We start from the raw sequence: 15,528 nt of genomic DNA, 5'->3' as shown, positions 1-15,528 counted from the left end.
AGCGGTTCTGCGACTTAGCGATCAAATCTGTGGGGCAGAGCACGGCGTCCCCGATCGAGGCGCGGAACGTTCCGGTGCCGACGGCGGCCATGAATCCGGCGAGCGCGGCGAGCAGCCCGGAGAGCGTGTGCGCCAGGATGACACGGCGGCCGGTGGGAATGCCGGACAGCTCAGCCGCCGCCGGGTTGGCGCCGGTGAGCAGCAGTTCCCGGCCGATGCGGGTGGCGCCGTACAGGAAACCGAGGCCGAGCAGGGCCAGGACGGTGAACTGTGCGAGCTGCGGTATCACCGGGGATCCGCACACGGGCCCGACGCAGATGTCGGCGAGCGAGTACGAGCGCAGTTCCGCGAGCCCCGACGGCTTGGTGGTGAACGCGGCGTTCTCGGTCAGGGCCGAGTAGAGCAGGGAGACGAGCCCCAGCAGCGCGAAGTCCATCGCGAGGGTCACGACGAAGGAGCTCACCCCGGTACGGGTGATGATCCAGCCGGTCAGCGCGCCGATGGCGGCTCCGGCGCACAGACACAGCAGCAGGCCGAGCGGCAGTGGCAGGCCCAGCCGGTCGTATCCGAGCCCCGCGAAGAGCGCTCCGAAGGCGGCCATCCGTCCGACGGCCAGGTTCATATGCCCCACCGACAGGGCGACCATCTGGGCGAGCGCCACCACGGTCAGCATCGAGACGTCCCGCACCAGCGGGAACAGCACGAGCCGCTCGTCGAGGAAGGTCGGCCGCGCCACACCGAACACGGCGCTGAGGCCGACGACGAGCACCAGCAGGCCGAGCCGCTGGTTGACCCAGAACGGCAGCCGGTGCGCGGGGCGCGATGGTGTGGCCCGGACGGAGCGGGTGTCACTGTCCGGCGGGATGACGGGCGTCGTCATGCCACCCTCCGGTCGTCGATGGCGTCCATGTCCCAGTCGATGCCGATTCCCGGCGCGTCGGGCGCCACGGCCATGCCGTCGCGCATCGCCAGCTCACCGCGGGTCACGGCCCGCAGCTGCGGGATGTGCTCGACGTACCGGCCGTTGGGCACCGCGGCCACGAGGCTGACGTGCAGTTCCATCAGGAAGTGCGGGCACACCATGACGTTGTGGCTCTCCGCGGTGTGGGCGGCCTTGAGCCAGGGTGTGATCCCGCCGATCCGGGCGGCGTCGGCCTGCACCACGGACGCCGCGCCCGTCTCGAGGTAGGTGCGGAACTGAGGGAGCGCGTACAGGGATTCACCGACGGCGACGGGAATCCGTGTCGCACGCGCCAGCCGGGCGTGGCCGCTGATGTCGTCCGCCGGGAGGGGCTCCTCGATCCAGTACGGGTCGTACGGCTCCAGCGCGGCCGCCAGCCGGAGGGCGGAGGACATCGTCTGCGACTGGTTGGCGTCCGTCATGATGTGCAGCGCGGGGCCGACGGCCTCGCGTACCGCGCGCAGCCGCTCGGCGTCCTCGGCGGGATGCGGCTTGCCCACCTTGATCTTGATACCGGCCCACCCGGCCTTCTGGGCCCGCAGCGCCCCCTTCACCAGGTCGTCGGTGGTCAGATGGAGCCAGCCGCCCTCGGTGTCGTAGACCGGAACCTGCTGGCGGTGGCCGCCGGCCAGCCGCCACAGCGGCTCGCCGGCGCGCTTGCAGCGCGCGTCCCACAGCGCGGTGTCCACGGCGGCGAGCGCGAGCGAGGTAAGAAGTGAAGGAAAAGCCTGTCAAGGGTTTGGTATGGACCAGATATGCCAACAAGTCACCGCGCGGAGGGCTGTTCGCCGCCGTGGACGCCGGCGACACGGCCAGCGAGTTCGCCCTTTGAAGGCATGTCATTCATTGGTGCGGACCTATTGACGAGACACGTTCAACTCCCGAAACATATGGGCCCGAGAGTCCGGCCGTGACCTTCCGGCCGGACACCGCATGTCGCGGGCTGCGGCGGCGCCTGTCCGACGGACATGCCCACTGCCGGGGCCCGTCCGCGTGTCAGGAAGGCATCCCCCCACATGAATCACAGCGAAGACCTCTCCGCCCGGGACCGCGTGCGGCGCCGCCGCCGGCGGACCGTCCTGGCCGTGGCCGCGGCCCTCGCGGCCACCGCCGCGAGCACGACCGCGGCCGCCTGGGCCGACAACACCGGCCAGGACCGCGCCGACCGCGCCCCGGCATCCGCCGCACCCGCCGCCGTGGCCCCCTACCTCTACAACGGTTGGGGCAACCCCCCGGACCCGGGCGAGGTGATGGACGCCACCGGCGTCGGCTGGTTCACCCTCGCCTTCGTCCTCGACTCGGGCAACTGCGACCCCCAGTGGGACGGCAGCCGCCCGCTGGCCGGCGGGGCCGACGAGCAGACCGTGAAGGCCATACGGGCCAAGGACGGCGACGTGGTGCCGTCCTTCGGTGGTGCGAGCGGCAACAAGCTGGAGCAGTCCTGTGCCGACGCGAAGGCCCTCGCCGGGGCCTACCAGAAGGTCATCGACGCCTACGGTCTCAAGGCCATCGACATCGACATCGAGGGCGACGCCTACGACGACCCGGCCGTCCAGCAGAAGACGATCGACGCCCTGAAGCAGGTGAAGACCGACAACCCGGGGCTGCTCACCTACGTCACCTTCCCCAGCGATCAGAACGGCCCCGACGACGGCATGATCCGCCGGGCCGCCGAATCCGGCTTCGAGGCCGACAGCTGGACCATCATGCCGTTCGACTTCGGCGGCGAGGGCCAGAACATGGCCGAGCTGACCAAGCAGGCCACCGACGGCCTGAAGAACGCCGTCAAGGGCGCCTACGGCTACAGCGACGAGGACGCCTACCGGCACAGCGGCCTGTCCTCGATGAACGGCATCACCGACGTCAAGGAGACCGTCACCACGGACGACTTCGAGTCGATCCTGGGCTACGCCTCCGAGCACCACCTGTCGCGGCTCTCCTTCTGGTCCGTCAACCGCGACCGCCCCTGCCCCGGCGACTACCCGAACGACGACACCTGCTCCGGAGTCGCCCAGGAGCCCTGGCAGTTCACCGGGATATTCGCCCGGTACCAGGGCTGAGGGGGGGCACATCACCATGACGAACGACACCACCGGGACGACCGGCACCACCGGGACGACCGGCACCACCGGGACGAGCGATACCACCGGGACGAGCGATACCACGCAGCCCGGGCACCGCCGGCGCCGCCGCGTCGCCCGCGCCACCGCCGCGTTCGCCGTAGTGGCCGGCGCCGTCGCCGCCGCGCTGACCGTACCGGCGGCGCACGGCGCGGACGCCGAGCCCGACCTGGGTCCCAATGTGCAGATCTTCGACCCGTCGATGTCCGCGCAGGAGATCCAGGGCAAGCTCGACTCGGTCTTCGGCGAGCAGGAGAAGAACCAGTTCGGCGAGGACCGGCACGCCCTGCTGTTCAAGCCCGGCTCGTACGACGTCAAGGCCAACGTCGGTTTCTACACCCAGGTGGCGGGCCTCGGCCTGTCGCCCGACGACACCACCATCAACGGCCAGGTGCACGCCGAGGCCGACTGGTTCGACGGCAACGCGACGCAGAACTTCTGGCGCGACGCCGAGAACCTCGCCGTCAACCCGGACGGTGGCGCGGACCGCTGGGCCGTCTCACAGGCCGCCCCGTACCGCCGTATGCATCTGAAGGGCGATCTGCAGCTGGACGACGGCGGCTGGTCAAGCGGCGGTCTGCTGGCCGACACCAAGGTCGACGGGCAGGTGAAGTCCGGATCTCAGCAGCAGTGGCTGTCCCGCAACACCGAATAGGGCAGCTGGACCGGCTCCAACTGGAACATGGTGTTCGTGGGCGCGCGGAACGCCCCGGCCGGGGACTTCCCCAACCCGCCGTACACCCGGGTCGACAAGTCCCCCATCACCCGTGAGAAGCCGTTCCTGTACGTCGACGACGACGGCGCGTACAAGGTGTTCGTGCCGGAGGTGCGCAAGGACTCGACGGGCACGTCCTGGTCCTCGGGGACGCCGAAGGGCGAATCGCTCCCGCTGAGCGACTTCTTCATCGCCAAGCCGGATGCCACGGCCGAGGAGATGAACGCGGCGCTCGACGCGGGCAAGCACCTGCTCATCACCCCGGGCGTCTACCACCTCGACGCACCGCTGAAGGTGACCCGTCCCGACACCGTCGTACTGGGCCTGGGGCTGGCCACGCTGGTTCCGGACAACGGGGTCTCGGCGATGAACGTGGCCGACGTGGACGGCGTCAAGCTCGCGGGCCTGCTCATCGACGCGGGTACCGAGAACTCCGACACGCTGATGGAGGTCGGCCCCGAGGACTCGTCCGCGAACCACGCCGACAACCCCACCTCGCTGCACGATGTGTTCTTCCGCGTCGGCGGCGCGGGCGTGGGCAAGGCGTCCACCAGCCTGGTGGTCAACAGCTCGAACGTGATCGGCGACCACACCTGGATCTGGCGCGCCGACCACGGCGACGGCGTCGGCTGGGACTCCAACACGGCCGACAACGGGCTCGTCGTCAACGGCGACGACGTGACCATGTACGGCCTGTTCGTCGAGCACTACCAGAAGCACCAGACGACCTGGAACGGCGAGGGCGGCCGGACGTACTTCTACCAGAACGAGATGCCCTACGACCCGCCCGGCCAGGGCGCCTGGATGAACGGCTCCACCAAGGGATACGCCGCCTACAAGGTGGCCGACTCGGTCAAGCGCCATGAAGCGTGGGGCCTGGGCAGCTACTGCTTCTTCAACACCAACAAGTCCGTCACCGCCGAGCACGCCTTCGAGGTTCCCCAGAGCCCGGATGTGAGGTTCCACGACATGGTCACCGTCTCGCTCGGCGGCACCGGCACCATCAACCATGTCATCAATGGCACGGGAGGTCCCTCGGACGCCAACAGCAACGTGGCGAACGTGACCGAGTACCCCTGATCCCGTAACACGCTCCACCAGTTCCACCGGCTTCACCAGTTCGTCTTTGGGGCGCGGGCATGTCGCCCGCGCCCCAAAGACGACTGGGCGCACGGACCGCATGTCGTCATGTCGTTGTCGGATGCACCACTCGTGAAGGGCGGACACTGATGAGCGTTTCCCGGCGAGCCCTGCTGACCACCGCGGCCGGTACCGCGGTGGCGGCCACTTCGAACGCTACCCCGGCCCAGGCGGCGGAGGAGGCCCCCGGCCACGCCGCCACGCTCGCCACCTTCCGCGAGACGGCGGACTACGCGGTGGCGAAGCTGCGCGCGGTCGCCCCGGGGGTGAGTGGCTTTCCGGTCGGTACGAAGTTCGAGAAGTGGACGTACTCCCAGAACGGCGACTGGGTCGGCGGGTTCTGGCCGGGGACGCTGTGGATGGCGTGGCTGTACAGCGGCGAGGACCGGTTCCGCACCCTGGCCCTCGCCTCCGCGGAGAAGCTCGCGCCCCGCCAGAACGACACCGGCACCCACGACCTCGGATTCCTCTTCTATCCGTCGTGGGTCACCGCGTGGCGGCTCACCGGTCAGGACTCCTGGCGGGCGGGCGCACTGCGGGCGGCCTCCTCCCTGATCCGCCGGTACAACCCGCGCGGCCGTTTCATCCGGGCCTGGGGAGCGCTGGACGAGCAGGCGAACGCGGGCCGGGTCATCATGGACACGATGATGAACCTCGATCTGCTGGCGTTCGCGAGCAGCCAGAGCGGGGACAGCGAGTACCTCGACATCGCCGTGGAGCACGCGAGAACCACCCAGCGGCACTTCCCCCGCCCGGACGGATCCACTCCGCACGTCTACGACTTCGACCCGTCCTCCGGCGCTCCCCTCGGCCCGGCCACCGTGCAGGGCTACAGCCCGGCCTCCTGCTGGTCACGCGGGCAGGCATGGGGGATCTACGGATTCACCACCATCCACCGCCGCACTGGCCACCGGGAGTTCCTCACCACCGCGCGGAAACTCGCCGACTTCGCCCTGGGCGCGCTCACCCCGGACAACGTCCCCGTGTGGGACTACCTCGCCCCGCAGGCACCCCACGACATCAAGGACGCCTCCGCGGGCGCGGTCATGGCCTGCGGTCTGCTCGACCTGTCCAGGGCCACCGGCGAACCGGGCTACCGCGAGGCGGCGCTGCGGCTGCTCACCGCGCTGTCGCAGACCTGCCTGACCACGAAGTCGACCCGCGCCGAGGCGGTCGTGGCGCGCTGCACCCGGAACCGCCCGAGCGAGGACGGCGTCGAGATCTCGCTCCCGTACGCCGACTACTACCTGCTCGAAGGCATCCTGCGGGTGCTGCGCCCCGACGACGTCGACCGGGCCATCGACCTGTCCACGGTCTGACGCCCGCACCGCGCGGCGCCCGTCCGGCCGGGGCGGCGTGGCGTGGCGTATCAGCCTTCCCTCGCGGGGTCGCCGGGCGTGGAGCCGGTCAGGGCGGCCGCGGTCTGGGTGAGGTGCTGGGCCAGTACCCCGGCCGCGGTGTCGGCGTCACGCGCCACCGCCGCCTCCTCCAGGCGGCGGTGTTCGTCGATGCCGTCCCGGTCCGGGTTGCGGTGTGCCGACCAGCGGCGGGCCAGTTCGCTCGCGGTCCACATCCGGTCGAAGGTCTCCAGGAGGACGGGGTTGCCGCAGCCCTCCAGCAGGGTGCGGTGGAAGCTCCGATGGGCCTCGGACCAGGCGTCGCTGTAGTAGTCGCCCTCCTCCGGCAGATACGGCGGGGTGCGCGCCAGACGGTGGTGGGCGGCCCGCACCCGGGCCTCCCAGTCCACGTCGCCGCGCTCGATGGACATGCGCAGCACGACCGGTTCGATGGTCCGGCGGGCCTCCGCGATCTCCTGCCAGCGGCGGTCGGAGAAGGCCGGGACGGCGAAGCCGCGGTTGGGCAGCCGGTCGGCGAGGCCCTCGCCGACCACCCGTACGAGCGCCTCGCGCACGACGGCCAGGCTCACGCCCTGCTCCTTGGCGAGGTCCTGCGGTTTGAGGGCGTCACCGGGGGCGTAGTCCCCGCGCATGATCGCGTGCCGCAAGTGCGCGTAGACCTGCTCGGAGAGCATCTGCTTCCCCGACGAGGTCGAGGTGGGGGCCGTCTGAGTCATGCCCTTCAGCATAGACGATCCCAGTGATAATCGATTATCGATGCTATGGTCGATCCATCGGCTCCGAAGGGGGCGACGGCGGTGCCGCGGTGCGATGCCGCGCGCCCGCCGCCGGTCACCCCTCTCTTCGCCACCCCCGGCACGGCCCGAAAGGAACGACGCCATGAGCACCAACGACCCCTTCGCCCGCCTCCCCGAGGCGGCCTCCTTCACCGTCACCAGCACCGCCGTCACCGATGGCGCCGCCTGGCCGCCCGAGCAGCTCTCCGGCATATCCGGCGTCCCCGGCGGGAAGGACGTCTCCCCGCGGCTGACCTGGAGCGGCGCCCCGGAAGGCACCAGGAGCTACGCCGTCACCGTCTACGACCCCGACGCCCCCACCGGGTCCGGGTTCTGGCACTGGGCGGTGGCCGACATCCCCGCCACCGTGACCGAACTGCCCGAGGGCGCCGGCGACGACACCGGCTCGGGCCTGCCCGCGGGCGCCTTCCAACTCCCCAACGACGCCCGCGCGGCCCGCTACATCGGAGCCGCCCCGCCGGCCGGGCACGGCCCGCACCGCTACTTCGTCGTGGTGCACGCCCTCGACGTCGAGTCCATCGGCGTCCCGGCCGACGCCACCCCGGCCGTCCTCGGCTTCACCATGAGCGGCCACGTCCTCGGCCGCGCCGTCCTGACCGCCACCGCCGAAACCCCCGCCTGAGGAATGGCAACGGGGGTGGCCCCGACCGCATTTCGTGGTCGAGGGCCACCCTCGAGAGTCGGCGCGGCGGTCCATCAGGCGGGCGGCGAGGGCACCGTCCGCCCATAACGCATACGGCCGACCAGCCGTGGAGCGAACGCCGCGGCCACGCGACACTGAACGTGAAGATCCGCTGCCCGATTTGGTCCGGACCATTGACACTACTGGTCTAGTCCTGTTGTCTCATGGGCGCGCAACCTCCCCCATGCCTCCCGTCCATCCCCCCACCCCACTTCAGCTCCGCCTTCCCCCCACACCAAGGAGCGGCCCCCATGAGCCTCCGTTTCCCCTTGAGCAAGAGGGTCCTGACCGGCGTGTGCGCCTCCGTCGCCGCGGCCGGGCTGCTCGCCACGGTCTCGACGACGACCGCCGACGCGGGCACCGCCTCCGACGCGGGTACCACTTCCGCTTCCGCCACCACGAAGGCGGCACTCCCCGACCACGCGCTCGTGGGCTATCTGCACTCGAGCTTCGCCAACGGCTCCGGATACACCCGGATGGCCGATGTCCCCGACAGCTGGGACGTCATCGACCTGGCCTTCGGCGAACCCACCTCCACCACCTCCGGCGACATCCGCTTCAGCCTCTGCCCCCAGAGCGAATGCCCGAACGTCGAGTCGGAGGACGAGTTCAAGGCCGCCATCAAGGCCAAGCAGGCCGCGGGCAAGAAGGTGCTGATATCCATCGGCGGGCAGAACGGCCAGGTGCAGCTCACCACCACCGCCGCCCGCGACAAGTTCGTCGAATCGGTCGGGGCGATCATCGACAAGTACGGACTGGACGGCCTCGACATCGACTTCGAGGGCCACTCGCTGTCGCTGGACGACGGCGACACCGACTTCAAGAACCCGAAGACCCCCGCGATCGTCAATCTCATCGCGGCCGTGAAGTCGCTCAAGGCGAAGTACGGATCCGACTTCGTCCTCACCATGGCTCCGGAAACCTTCTTCGTACAGCTCGGCTACCAGTTCTACGGCTCGGGCGCCTCCGGCGGCCAGGACCCACGCTCCGGAGCGTATCTGCCGGTCATCCACGCACTGCGGGACGATCTCACCCTGCTGCACGTCCAGGACTACAACTCCGGACCGATCATGGGGCTCGACAACCAGTTCCACAACATGGGCAGCGCCGACTTCCACATCGCGATGACCGACATGCTGCTCACCGGCTTCCCCGTCGCGGGCAAGACCGACAACGTCTTCCCCCCGCTGGACCCGTCCCAGGTGGCGATCGGCCTGCCCGCGAGTCCCAACGCGGGCAACGGCCACACCACCCCCGGTGATGTGACCAAGGCCCTCAACTGCCTGACGAAGAAGAGCGACTGCGGCGGCTACGAGCCGCACGGCAGCTGGCCCGCCCTCCGCGGGCTGATGGCCTGGTCGATCAACTGGGACGGCTTCAACGGCGGCGAGTTCTCGCAGAACTTCGACAGCTACTACGGCCGTTGAGCCATCGCCCCGGTCATGGGCGCCGGTGGCGTCCATGACCGGGGCTTGCCTTCGTGTGCGCTTCAACTCCTACCGTTCACCGGCATGGAGACCATGGCGCACAACAGAACGCTGGGCCGCAGCGGCATCGAAGTGAGCCCCCTCGGCTTCGGCTGCTGGGCCATCGGCGGTGAGTGGCAGTCCACCGACGGGCAGCCCCTGGGCTGGGGCAAGGTCGACGATGACGAATCGGTGCGCGCGATCCGGCGCGCACTCGACCTCGGCGTCACCTTCTTCGACACCGCCGACGCGTACGGCACCGGCCACAGCGAACGCGTGCTCGGCCGCGCCCTCGGCAAGCACCGCGGCGATGTCGTCGTCGCCACGAAATGGGGCAATGTCTTCGACGAGCGGACCCGGATCCGCGAGGGACAGGACGACTCGCCGGAGCATGTACGCCGCGCCCTGACCGCCTCGCTGCGACGCCTCGACACGGACCACGTCGACCTGTACCAGCTCCACATCTCCGACGCGGACCCCGAACGCGCCGCCCGACTCCGCGACGCCTGCGAGGAGTTGGTACGTGAGGGACTGATCCGCGCGTACGCGTGGAGCACCGATGACCCCGACCGGGCCGCCGTCTTCGCCGAGGGCCCGCACTGCGCGGCCGTCCAGCACCGTCTGAACATCCTCCAGGACGCCCCCGAACTCCTGGCACTCTGCGCGGAGTCGGACCTCGCCAGCGTCAACCGCAGCCCCCTCGCCATGGGGCTGCTCGCCGGCAGGCACACCGCCGGGCGGGCCCTGGACGACGGGGACATCCGCAACGCACCGCCCGCCTGGCTGCCGGGGTTCATCGCGAACGCGGGCGCGGACCCGGCCTGGCTCCGGCGGGTCGACGCCCTGCGGTCCATCCTCACCAGCGGCGGCCGTACCCTCGCGCAGGGCGCCCTCGCCTGGATCTGGGCCCGCAGCCCGCGGACGATCCCGATCCCCGGTTTCCGTACGGTCGCCCAGGCCGAGGAGAACGCGGGCGCGATCGCGAAGGGGCCGCTCACGGCCGGGCAGCTGGCCGAGGTCGACCGGATTCTGGGGCGGTGAGCGGCGGCGGCACGCTCAGCGTGTGCCGACCCACCGCTGAATCGCGGCGTCGAGCTCCTTGAGGACGCCGCCGTCGGACGTGGCGGTGTCAGGTGTGGCGGTGTCGGACGTGGCGGTGTCGCGCGAGTCGGCCCAGACGATGACACCGTCGGGACGTACGAGCAGGCTGGGTGGCGACGTGGCGGAGGCGGGGTCCGCCACGTACCCGATCCGGTGCTCCATCGGGCGCACGGCCTCGGCGAAGCGCCCGTCGGGTGAACGGTCGACGAGAACGAAACGGCCGTCGTGGGCGTGGTCGGCGAGCCGGCCGCCGGAGGACAGCGCGACGTCCCCGGCGATCGAGCCGACCGGCGCCGTCGCCCCGTCAGCCACGTCATAGCGCTGTGTGATGCCGGACGTCAGCGCGACCACACGGTTCATCACGCCCGGCACGGTGAACAGTTCCCCGCCGACGACCTCGCGCAGCCGCGCGGTGTGTTCGTCGCCGCGTATCAGGGCGACCTGCGCCCGCGTCCAGTCGAGCACCCACGCCGCGATCGGGTGGCGTTCGCTCTCGTAGGTGTCGAGCAGCCCGGCCGGGGCGTGCCCCCGCACGGTCGCGGCGAGCTTCCAGCCGAGGTTGACCGCGTCGCCGAGGCCGAGGTTGAGCCCCTGGCCGCTGAACGGCGCGTGCACATGCGCGGCATCACCCGCGAGCAGCACCCGGCCGTGCCGGTAGGACTGGGCCTGCCGGGCGTTGTCGGACCAGCGGGTCGCACGGCCGCGCAGGCCCTTGAGCGTCACATCGACGCCGGTGACATCGCGTATGACCGTCTGGAGTTCGTCGAGCGTGACGGGGGCGTCGCGATCCCGCGGCCGCGGGCCGAAGCGAGCGACGAGAATGCGCCCGGGGATGGGGCCGTAGGCGTAGATGCCGCGGGGTGTCCACGTCCAGCCGCGGCTCAGCTCGCCGGGGTCGTCGAAGTCGGCGACCGCCTGGTACCCCACCAGCTGCGGATCGGTGCCGGTGAAGCCGATGCCCAGTTGCCCGCGGATCGCGCCGCGGCCGCCGTCGGCCGCGACGACCCACCCGGCCGTCATCTCGCCCGCGCTGGTCTCCACCACGACATCGGCGTCATCGGTGAGGTCCGCTTCCGCGTGTCGCGTACCACCCTCACCACGCACACCCGCACCACGCACACCGCGCACCTCGACGCCTCTGCGCACCTCCACGCCGAGCCGGGCGCAGTGCTCCCCGAGCAGCAACTCGAGATCGTACTGCGGCACGAGGACGCCGCCCGACGCCGCGGTGTGCGCGGCCAGCACCGGGTCGCCCTGATCGACCAGCTCATCGCGGAACAGCATGCCCGCGAAATGCCCGGCGACCGGGAAGCGGCGCGCGCCCCGCGCATCCGGGTCCAGCTGGTTCACGAGGGCGTTCCTCGGGCCGTGGCCGGCGAAGGCACCGACGGACGCCAGCAGCCGCCGCTGCACGCCCTCCGCGACCGGCAACAGCCCCCGCCGGTCGAGGATTTCCGCGCTGGCGACGTTGATCGACCCGGCCTTGATCGTCGGATCGGACTCCCGGAGCCGCTCCAGGACCAGCACCCGTACGCCCTGGAGTGCCAGTTCACCGGCGAGGAAGAGGCCCGTGGGCCCGGCTCCGACGACGATCACATCGCTGCGCCGCATGACACGCCCCTTATTATCCTTACTCAGTAAGCTTACTTGGTAAAGGTAACGGGAAGGGCTAGCGTTGTCACATGCCGAATCGAGGGGACCGTGGCGGAGCGCAGACCCGGGCTCGCATCGCCTCCGCCGCAACCCAGCTGTTCCTGGAGCGCGGGTTCGACGACGTGACCATCAACGAGGTCGCCGCGGCCGCCGGAGTGTCGAAGGTGACCGTCTTCGCACACTTCGACCGCAAAGAAGACCTCCTGTTCGACCGCTTTCCGGCGGCCCTCGACAGCGTGCGGACCGTGCTCCGCGAGCGCGCGGATGACCTGGACCCCGTCGAAGCCATGCGCCGAGCCGCCCTCGCACTGGCCGCGGAACGCCATGTGCTGTCCGGGCTCGGCGAGGGAGTCGAGCCGTTCCTGCGCACCGTGATGGCGTCTCCCGCGCTGATCGCACGACTACGCCTCTTCGCGTCCGAGATGGAGGAGACACTCGCGGCGGAGCTCGACGCCGACCCCGGCTTCTCCGGCGACAGCGCGCTGACCGCGGCCCTGCTCGTCGCCGCGTACCGCACGGTCGCCGTCGACACGGTGAAGCGGCGCCTCGCCGGAGAGGACATCGGCGAGGTCGGGGCCGCGCATCGACGTCGTCTGGCGTTCGCCTTCGACGCGCTGGCGGGCGGGCTGAACAGCGCGTCACGGGCTGGGAGTTGAATGTCGGACATGGACGCACAGGACACCCCGGACGCACTCGACACCCCTGACGCGCAGGACACCGCCAAGAGGCTGCGGGCGATCACCGACGAGCTGTCGGACCGCTTCTACGAGCGCGCCGACGTGGTGCGAACGCTGGTGGTGGCCCTGCTGGCCGGGCAGCACTCCTTAGTGCTCGGCCCGCCCGGGACGGCGAAGTCCGAGATGGCCCGGGAGCTCACGGGCAGGGTCGACGGCGCGGCGTACTGGGAGATCCTGCTGTCGAAGTTCACCGCGCCCACGCGGATGTTCGGCCCCATCGACGTGGCCGCGCTGGCCCGGGGCGAGTACCGCCAGGTCTACGACGGCCGCGCCACGACCGCGCACATCGCCTTCATCGACGAGATCTTCAAGTGCTCCACGGCCGCGCTCAACGAGACGCTGGGCTACCTCAACGAGCGGATCTACCACCCCGAGAACGGCGGCGAGCCGATCCGCTGCCCGCTGATCGGGGCCATCACGGCGAGCAATGAACTGCCCGTCGGAGAGGACACGGCCGCGATCTACGACCGGCTGCTGGTGCGGATCGAGGTCGGCTACCTGGAAGACCCCTCGAACTTCGCCGCGCTGGTCCGCTCGGCCGTCAGCCGCCCGGCGGCACCGCCACGGGCCACGGTCGGGCTGGCCGCGTTGCGGCACGCCGTGGCCGAGGCCGTCCCGGCCGTGGACGTCCCCGACGGGATCGTGGACGCGGTGTGCACGCTGCGGGCCGCCCTGCGCCGCAAGGAACTCATCGCCTCCGACCGCCGCTGGCGGCAGGCGGTGGGCCTGCTCCAGGCGTCCGCGTACCTCGACGGCCGCCCGGCGGTCGCCGAGACCGACCTGTCGGTGCTGACGCATGTGCTGTGGGACTCCCCCGCCGAACGCCCGGCCGTCGAGCGCGAGGTGCTGCACCTGGTCAACCCCGACGCCAAGGAGGCGCTCGATCTGGCCGACGCCCTCGATGAGCTGGAGGCCCAGCTCGACGCCATGGCCGGGCAGTCCCGCGAGGCGCTGAGCGAGTGGGTCATCAGGCAGGCCCACAACAAGCTCGCCATGGCGGGGAAACGGCTGGAGAAGCTGCGCGAGGACGCGGCACGCGCCGGTCGCTCCACCGCCGCCATCGACCGGGTCACCGGCCGTCAGCGCGCCGTCCGCGCCCGGGTGCTCACCGAGGCGCTCGGCGTGGACGCGAGCATGGTGCAGGCCCAGCTGTGAGCAAGCGCGCCGAGCCCGCGCTGGACGAACTGGCGAGCCGGGCCGGAGCGTGGCTGGGCCGGTCCGCCGCCCCTCCCGTACGGCACACCGCGGCCGTGGTCGCGGACCGGTTCGACCGGATCACCTGGCGCGACACGTACGAGCAGTCGGCCGGACTGCGCGAGGTGGCCGAGGAGCTCAACGAGCGCCACGACCACGCCACCGACCTCCTGACCGACGTGTTCCTGGCCGCCTACAAGGTCAGGCCGCGGTTGCGCGAGCGCGCCGGGATGGACCCCTCCCGGCTGGTCAACCACCAGGTCATCACCGCGCTGGTGGAATCACCGGAGTTCGCCGAGCTGCGCCGGGAGACGGCCGGCGACCCGTACGCCGCCGCCATGGCCGTGCTCGCCCAGGCCGCCGCGGTGCGCGGGATGCTGGAGCGCTCCCGGGAGACCCAGGAGCGGGCCGGGCGGGCGAGCCGGGCCCAGCAGGACGCCGACGGCGCGGCGGCCGCCGTGGACGAGGCGCTCGAGCGGGCCACCGAAGAGGCCGACGAGGACGGCACCGTGCCGGCTCCGGCCGCCGACGCCGTACGCCGGGCGATCGACGCCGCCGAGGCCGCGGAGGCCGCGGCGCGGCGAGCCGCCCAGCACACCACGCGGGCCCTCGCGGCGGCGGCCCCCGGCGTCCGCGCCGCCGCGCGGAACGCGGCGGGCAAGGCCGGGGAGGCCGTACGGGAGGAGGCCGCGCTGATGCGGGCATGGGGCGTGGCCCCAGGCGAGCTGGAGCGGATGCCGTTCGACGCGCGCGCCCGGCTCGCCGAGCGGCTGCGCACCGGCCGCCTCGCCCAGTGGGCCGAACTGATCGGCCGCTTCCGGCAGATGGCCGATGGTGAGCGCGCCCGCAAGATGGAGAACACCACCGGGGAGCTGGTCGGCGTCACGCTCGGGAACGACCTCTCCCGTGTGATCCCCTCCGAGCTGGCGGGCCTCGGCCTGCCCGAGCTGCGCGCCGTGTTCGCCGCGCGCTACGCGGCCGGAGAGCTGATGCTCTACGACGCCCGGGGAGAGCGGACCACCGGCCAGGGCGCCATCATCGCGTGCGTGGACACCTCGCACTCCATGTACGCGGCGGGGCCCGGCGGCGTCACCCGGGAGGCGTGGTCCAAGGCGTGCGCCCTGGCCCTGCTGGACCAGGCCCGCCACGCGCGGCGTGACTTCGTCGGCATCCTGTTCTCAGCCGCCGACAAGATCCAGGTCTTCCGCTTCCCCGCCGACGGGCCGCGCCCCGCCGGTATCGACCCGGTCCTCGACTTCGCGGAGACCTTCCTCGGCGGCGGCACCAGCTACCAGGCACCGCTGACGGCGGCCGCCGGACTGCTGGCGGAGGAGTTCGACGACGCCGCCCGCACACGCGGCGACATCGTGATGATCACCGACGACGAATGCGGTGTCACCGAGGAGTGGATGCGCGGCTGGAACGACGCCAAACACCGGTTGGGCTTCCGGGTCTTCGGCGTGGCCATCGGAGCCCCGCGCGCCGCCGAGACCGGCTCGGTCCTGGAGGCCCTGTGCGACAACCTCCGCTCCATCGAGGACCTCACCGACGTCCAGGCGGCCGCCGACCTCTTCCGCGTGATCTGACCGCGCCCACCGGCGGTT

The 15,528-nt window shown here is 71.2% G+C and carries 9 protein-coding genes and 4 pseudogenes; 9 read left to right on the top strand and 4 right to left on the bottom strand.

Annotated features, from left to right (window positions below):
- Nucleotides 1-22: 22 nt before the first annotated feature.
- Nucleotides 23-880, bottom strand: a pseudogene (locus LIV37_RS42335) (ABC transporter permease); the annotation flags it as partial.
- A pseudogene (locus LIV37_RS42330) lies at nucleotides 877-1,674 on the bottom strand (mandelate racemase/muconate lactonizing enzyme family protein); the annotation flags it as partial. The pseudogenes LIV37_RS42335 and LIV37_RS42330, both read right to left, overlap by 4 nt.
- A 303-nt stretch (nucleotides 1,675-1,977) precedes the next feature.
- Between LIV37_RS42330 and LIV37_RS42325 the strand changes: the two are divergent.
- The 3 genes and pseudogenes from LIV37_RS42325 (at nucleotide 1,978) to LIV37_RS42315 (ending at nucleotide 6,255) form a co-directional block, all read left to right on the top strand.
- On the top strand, nucleotides 1,978-3,021 hold the full coding sequence (locus LIV37_RS42325; RefSeq protein WP_020873214.1) for a chitinase: 1,044 nt from the start codon (nucleotides 1,978-1,980) through the stop codon (nucleotides 3,019-3,021).
- 16 nt (nucleotides 3,022-3,037) lie between these two features.
- Nucleotides 3,038-4,876, top strand: a pseudogene (locus tag LIV37_RS42320) (coagulation factor 5/8 type domain-containing protein).
- Between the two features lie 149 nt (nucleotides 4,877-5,025).
- Nucleotides 5,026-6,255: a glycoside hydrolase family 88 protein gene (locus LIV37_RS42315; protein WP_020873211.1), complete on the top strand. Its 1,230-nt coding sequence runs from the start codon at nucleotides 5,026-5,028 to the stop codon at nucleotides 6,253-6,255.
- 50 nt (nucleotides 6,256-6,305) lie between these two features.
- Here the strand turns inward: LIV37_RS42315 and LIV37_RS42310 are convergent, their stop codons facing one another.
- A complete protein-coding gene (locus LIV37_RS42310; RefSeq protein ID WP_121824958.1) occupies nucleotides 6,306-7,010 on the bottom strand; it encodes a GntR family transcriptional regulator in 705 nt (234 codons plus the stop codon).
- Between the two features lie 163 nt (nucleotides 7,011-7,173).
- On the opposite strand from LIV37_RS42310, the gene LIV37_RS42305 reads away from it, so the two are divergent.
- The 3 genes and pseudogenes from LIV37_RS42305 to LIV37_RS42295 all read left to right on the top strand — a co-directional run bounded on the left by LIV37_RS42305 (nucleotide 7,174) and on the right by LIV37_RS42295 (nucleotide 10,280).
- Nucleotides 7,174-7,713, top strand: coding sequence for a YbhB/YbcL family Raf kinase inhibitor-like protein (locus LIV37_RS42305; protein ID WP_020873209.1), 540 nt, complete (start codon nucleotides 7,174-7,176; stop codon nucleotides 7,711-7,713).
- Between the two features lie 470 nt (nucleotides 7,714-8,183).
- Nucleotides 8,184-9,200 (top strand): annotated as a pseudogene (locus tag LIV37_RS42300) (chitinase); the annotation flags it as partial.
- Between the two features lie 84 nt (nucleotides 9,201-9,284).
- Nucleotides 9,285-10,280, top strand: coding sequence for an aldo/keto reductase (locus LIV37_RS42295; protein WP_121823850.1), 996 nt, complete (start codon nucleotides 9,285-9,287; stop codon nucleotides 10,278-10,280).
- A gap of 15 nt (nucleotides 10,281-10,295) precedes the next feature.
- Here the strand turns inward: LIV37_RS42295 and LIV37_RS42290 are convergent, their stop codons facing one another.
- Complete coding sequence (locus LIV37_RS42290; protein WP_020873206.1) at nucleotides 10,296-11,951, bottom strand: FAD-dependent monooxygenase; 1,656 nt, start codon at nucleotides 11,949-11,951, stop codon at nucleotides 10,296-10,298.
- Nucleotides 11,952-12,022: 71 nt separating this feature from the next.
- On the opposite strand from LIV37_RS42290, the gene LIV37_RS42285 reads away from it, so the two are divergent.
- The 3 genes from LIV37_RS42285 to LIV37_RS42275 are packed head-to-tail and all read left to right on the top strand — an operon-like array spanning nucleotide 12,023 to nucleotide 15,510.
- Entirely contained in the window at nucleotides 12,023-12,649 is a 627-nt protein-coding gene (locus LIV37_RS42285) for a TetR/AcrR family transcriptional regulator (RefSeq protein ID WP_020873205.1), read from the top strand.
- A gap of 9 nt (nucleotides 12,650-12,658) precedes the next feature.
- Nucleotides 12,659-13,885, top strand: a complete 1,227-nt coding sequence (locus tag LIV37_RS42280) for an AAA family ATPase (RefSeq protein WP_121824959.1) — start codon at nucleotides 12,659-12,661, stop codon at nucleotides 13,883-13,885.
- The gene (locus LIV37_RS42275; RefSeq protein WP_020873203.1) at nucleotides 13,882-15,510 is read left to right on the top strand and encodes a vWA domain-containing protein; all 1,629 of its coding nucleotides are present in this window, start codon (nucleotides 13,882-13,884) and stop codon (nucleotides 15,508-15,510) included. The genes LIV37_RS42280 and LIV37_RS42275 overlap by 4 nt, the downstream gene beginning before the upstream one ends.
- Nucleotides 15,511-15,528 lie beyond the last annotated feature (18 nt).

It is taken from the genome of Streptomyces rapamycinicus NRRL 5491 (assembly GCF_024298965.1).
Lineage (GTDB): Bacteria > Actinomycetota > Actinomycetes > Streptomycetales > Streptomycetaceae > Streptomyces > Streptomyces rapamycinicus.
Note: the sequence above shows the minus strand (reverse complement) of the source record. Positions and strands in the feature narration are given on the sequence as shown.

What these genes read in the sequence shown, in the direction of transcription:
- LIV37_RS42305 (WP_020873209.1), top strand. Translation starts at nt 7,174, where the DNA reads ATGAGCACCAACGACCCCTTCGCCCGCCTCCCCGAGGCGGCCTCCTTC.
- LIV37_RS42325 (WP_020873214.1), top strand. Translation starts at nt 1,978, where the DNA reads ATGAATCACAGCGAAGACCTCTCCGCCCGGGACCGCGTGCGGCGCCGC.
- LIV37_RS42285 (WP_020873205.1), top strand. Translation starts at nt 12,023, where the DNA reads ATGCCGAATCGAGGGGACCGTGGCGGAGCGCAGACCCGGGCTCGCATC.
- LIV37_RS42315 (WP_020873211.1), top strand. Translation starts at nt 5,026, where the DNA reads ATGAGCGTTTCCCGGCGAGCCCTGCTGACCACCGCGGCCGGTACCGCG.
- LIV37_RS42310 (WP_121824958.1), bottom strand. Translation starts at nt 7,010, where the DNA reads ATGACTCAGACGGCCCCCACCTCGACCTCGTCGGGGAAGCAGATGCTC.
- LIV37_RS42290 (WP_020873206.1), bottom strand. Translation starts at nt 11,951, where the DNA reads ATGCGGCGCAGCGATGTGATCGTCGTCGGAGCCGGGCCCACGGGCCTC.
- LIV37_RS42295 (WP_121823850.1), top strand. Translation starts at nt 9,285, where the DNA reads ATGGAGACCATGGCGCACAACAGAACGCTGGGCCGCAGCGGCATCGAA.
- LIV37_RS42280 (WP_121824959.1), top strand. Translation starts at nt 12,659, where the DNA reads ATGGACGCACAGGACACCCCGGACGCACTCGACACCCCTGACGCGCAG.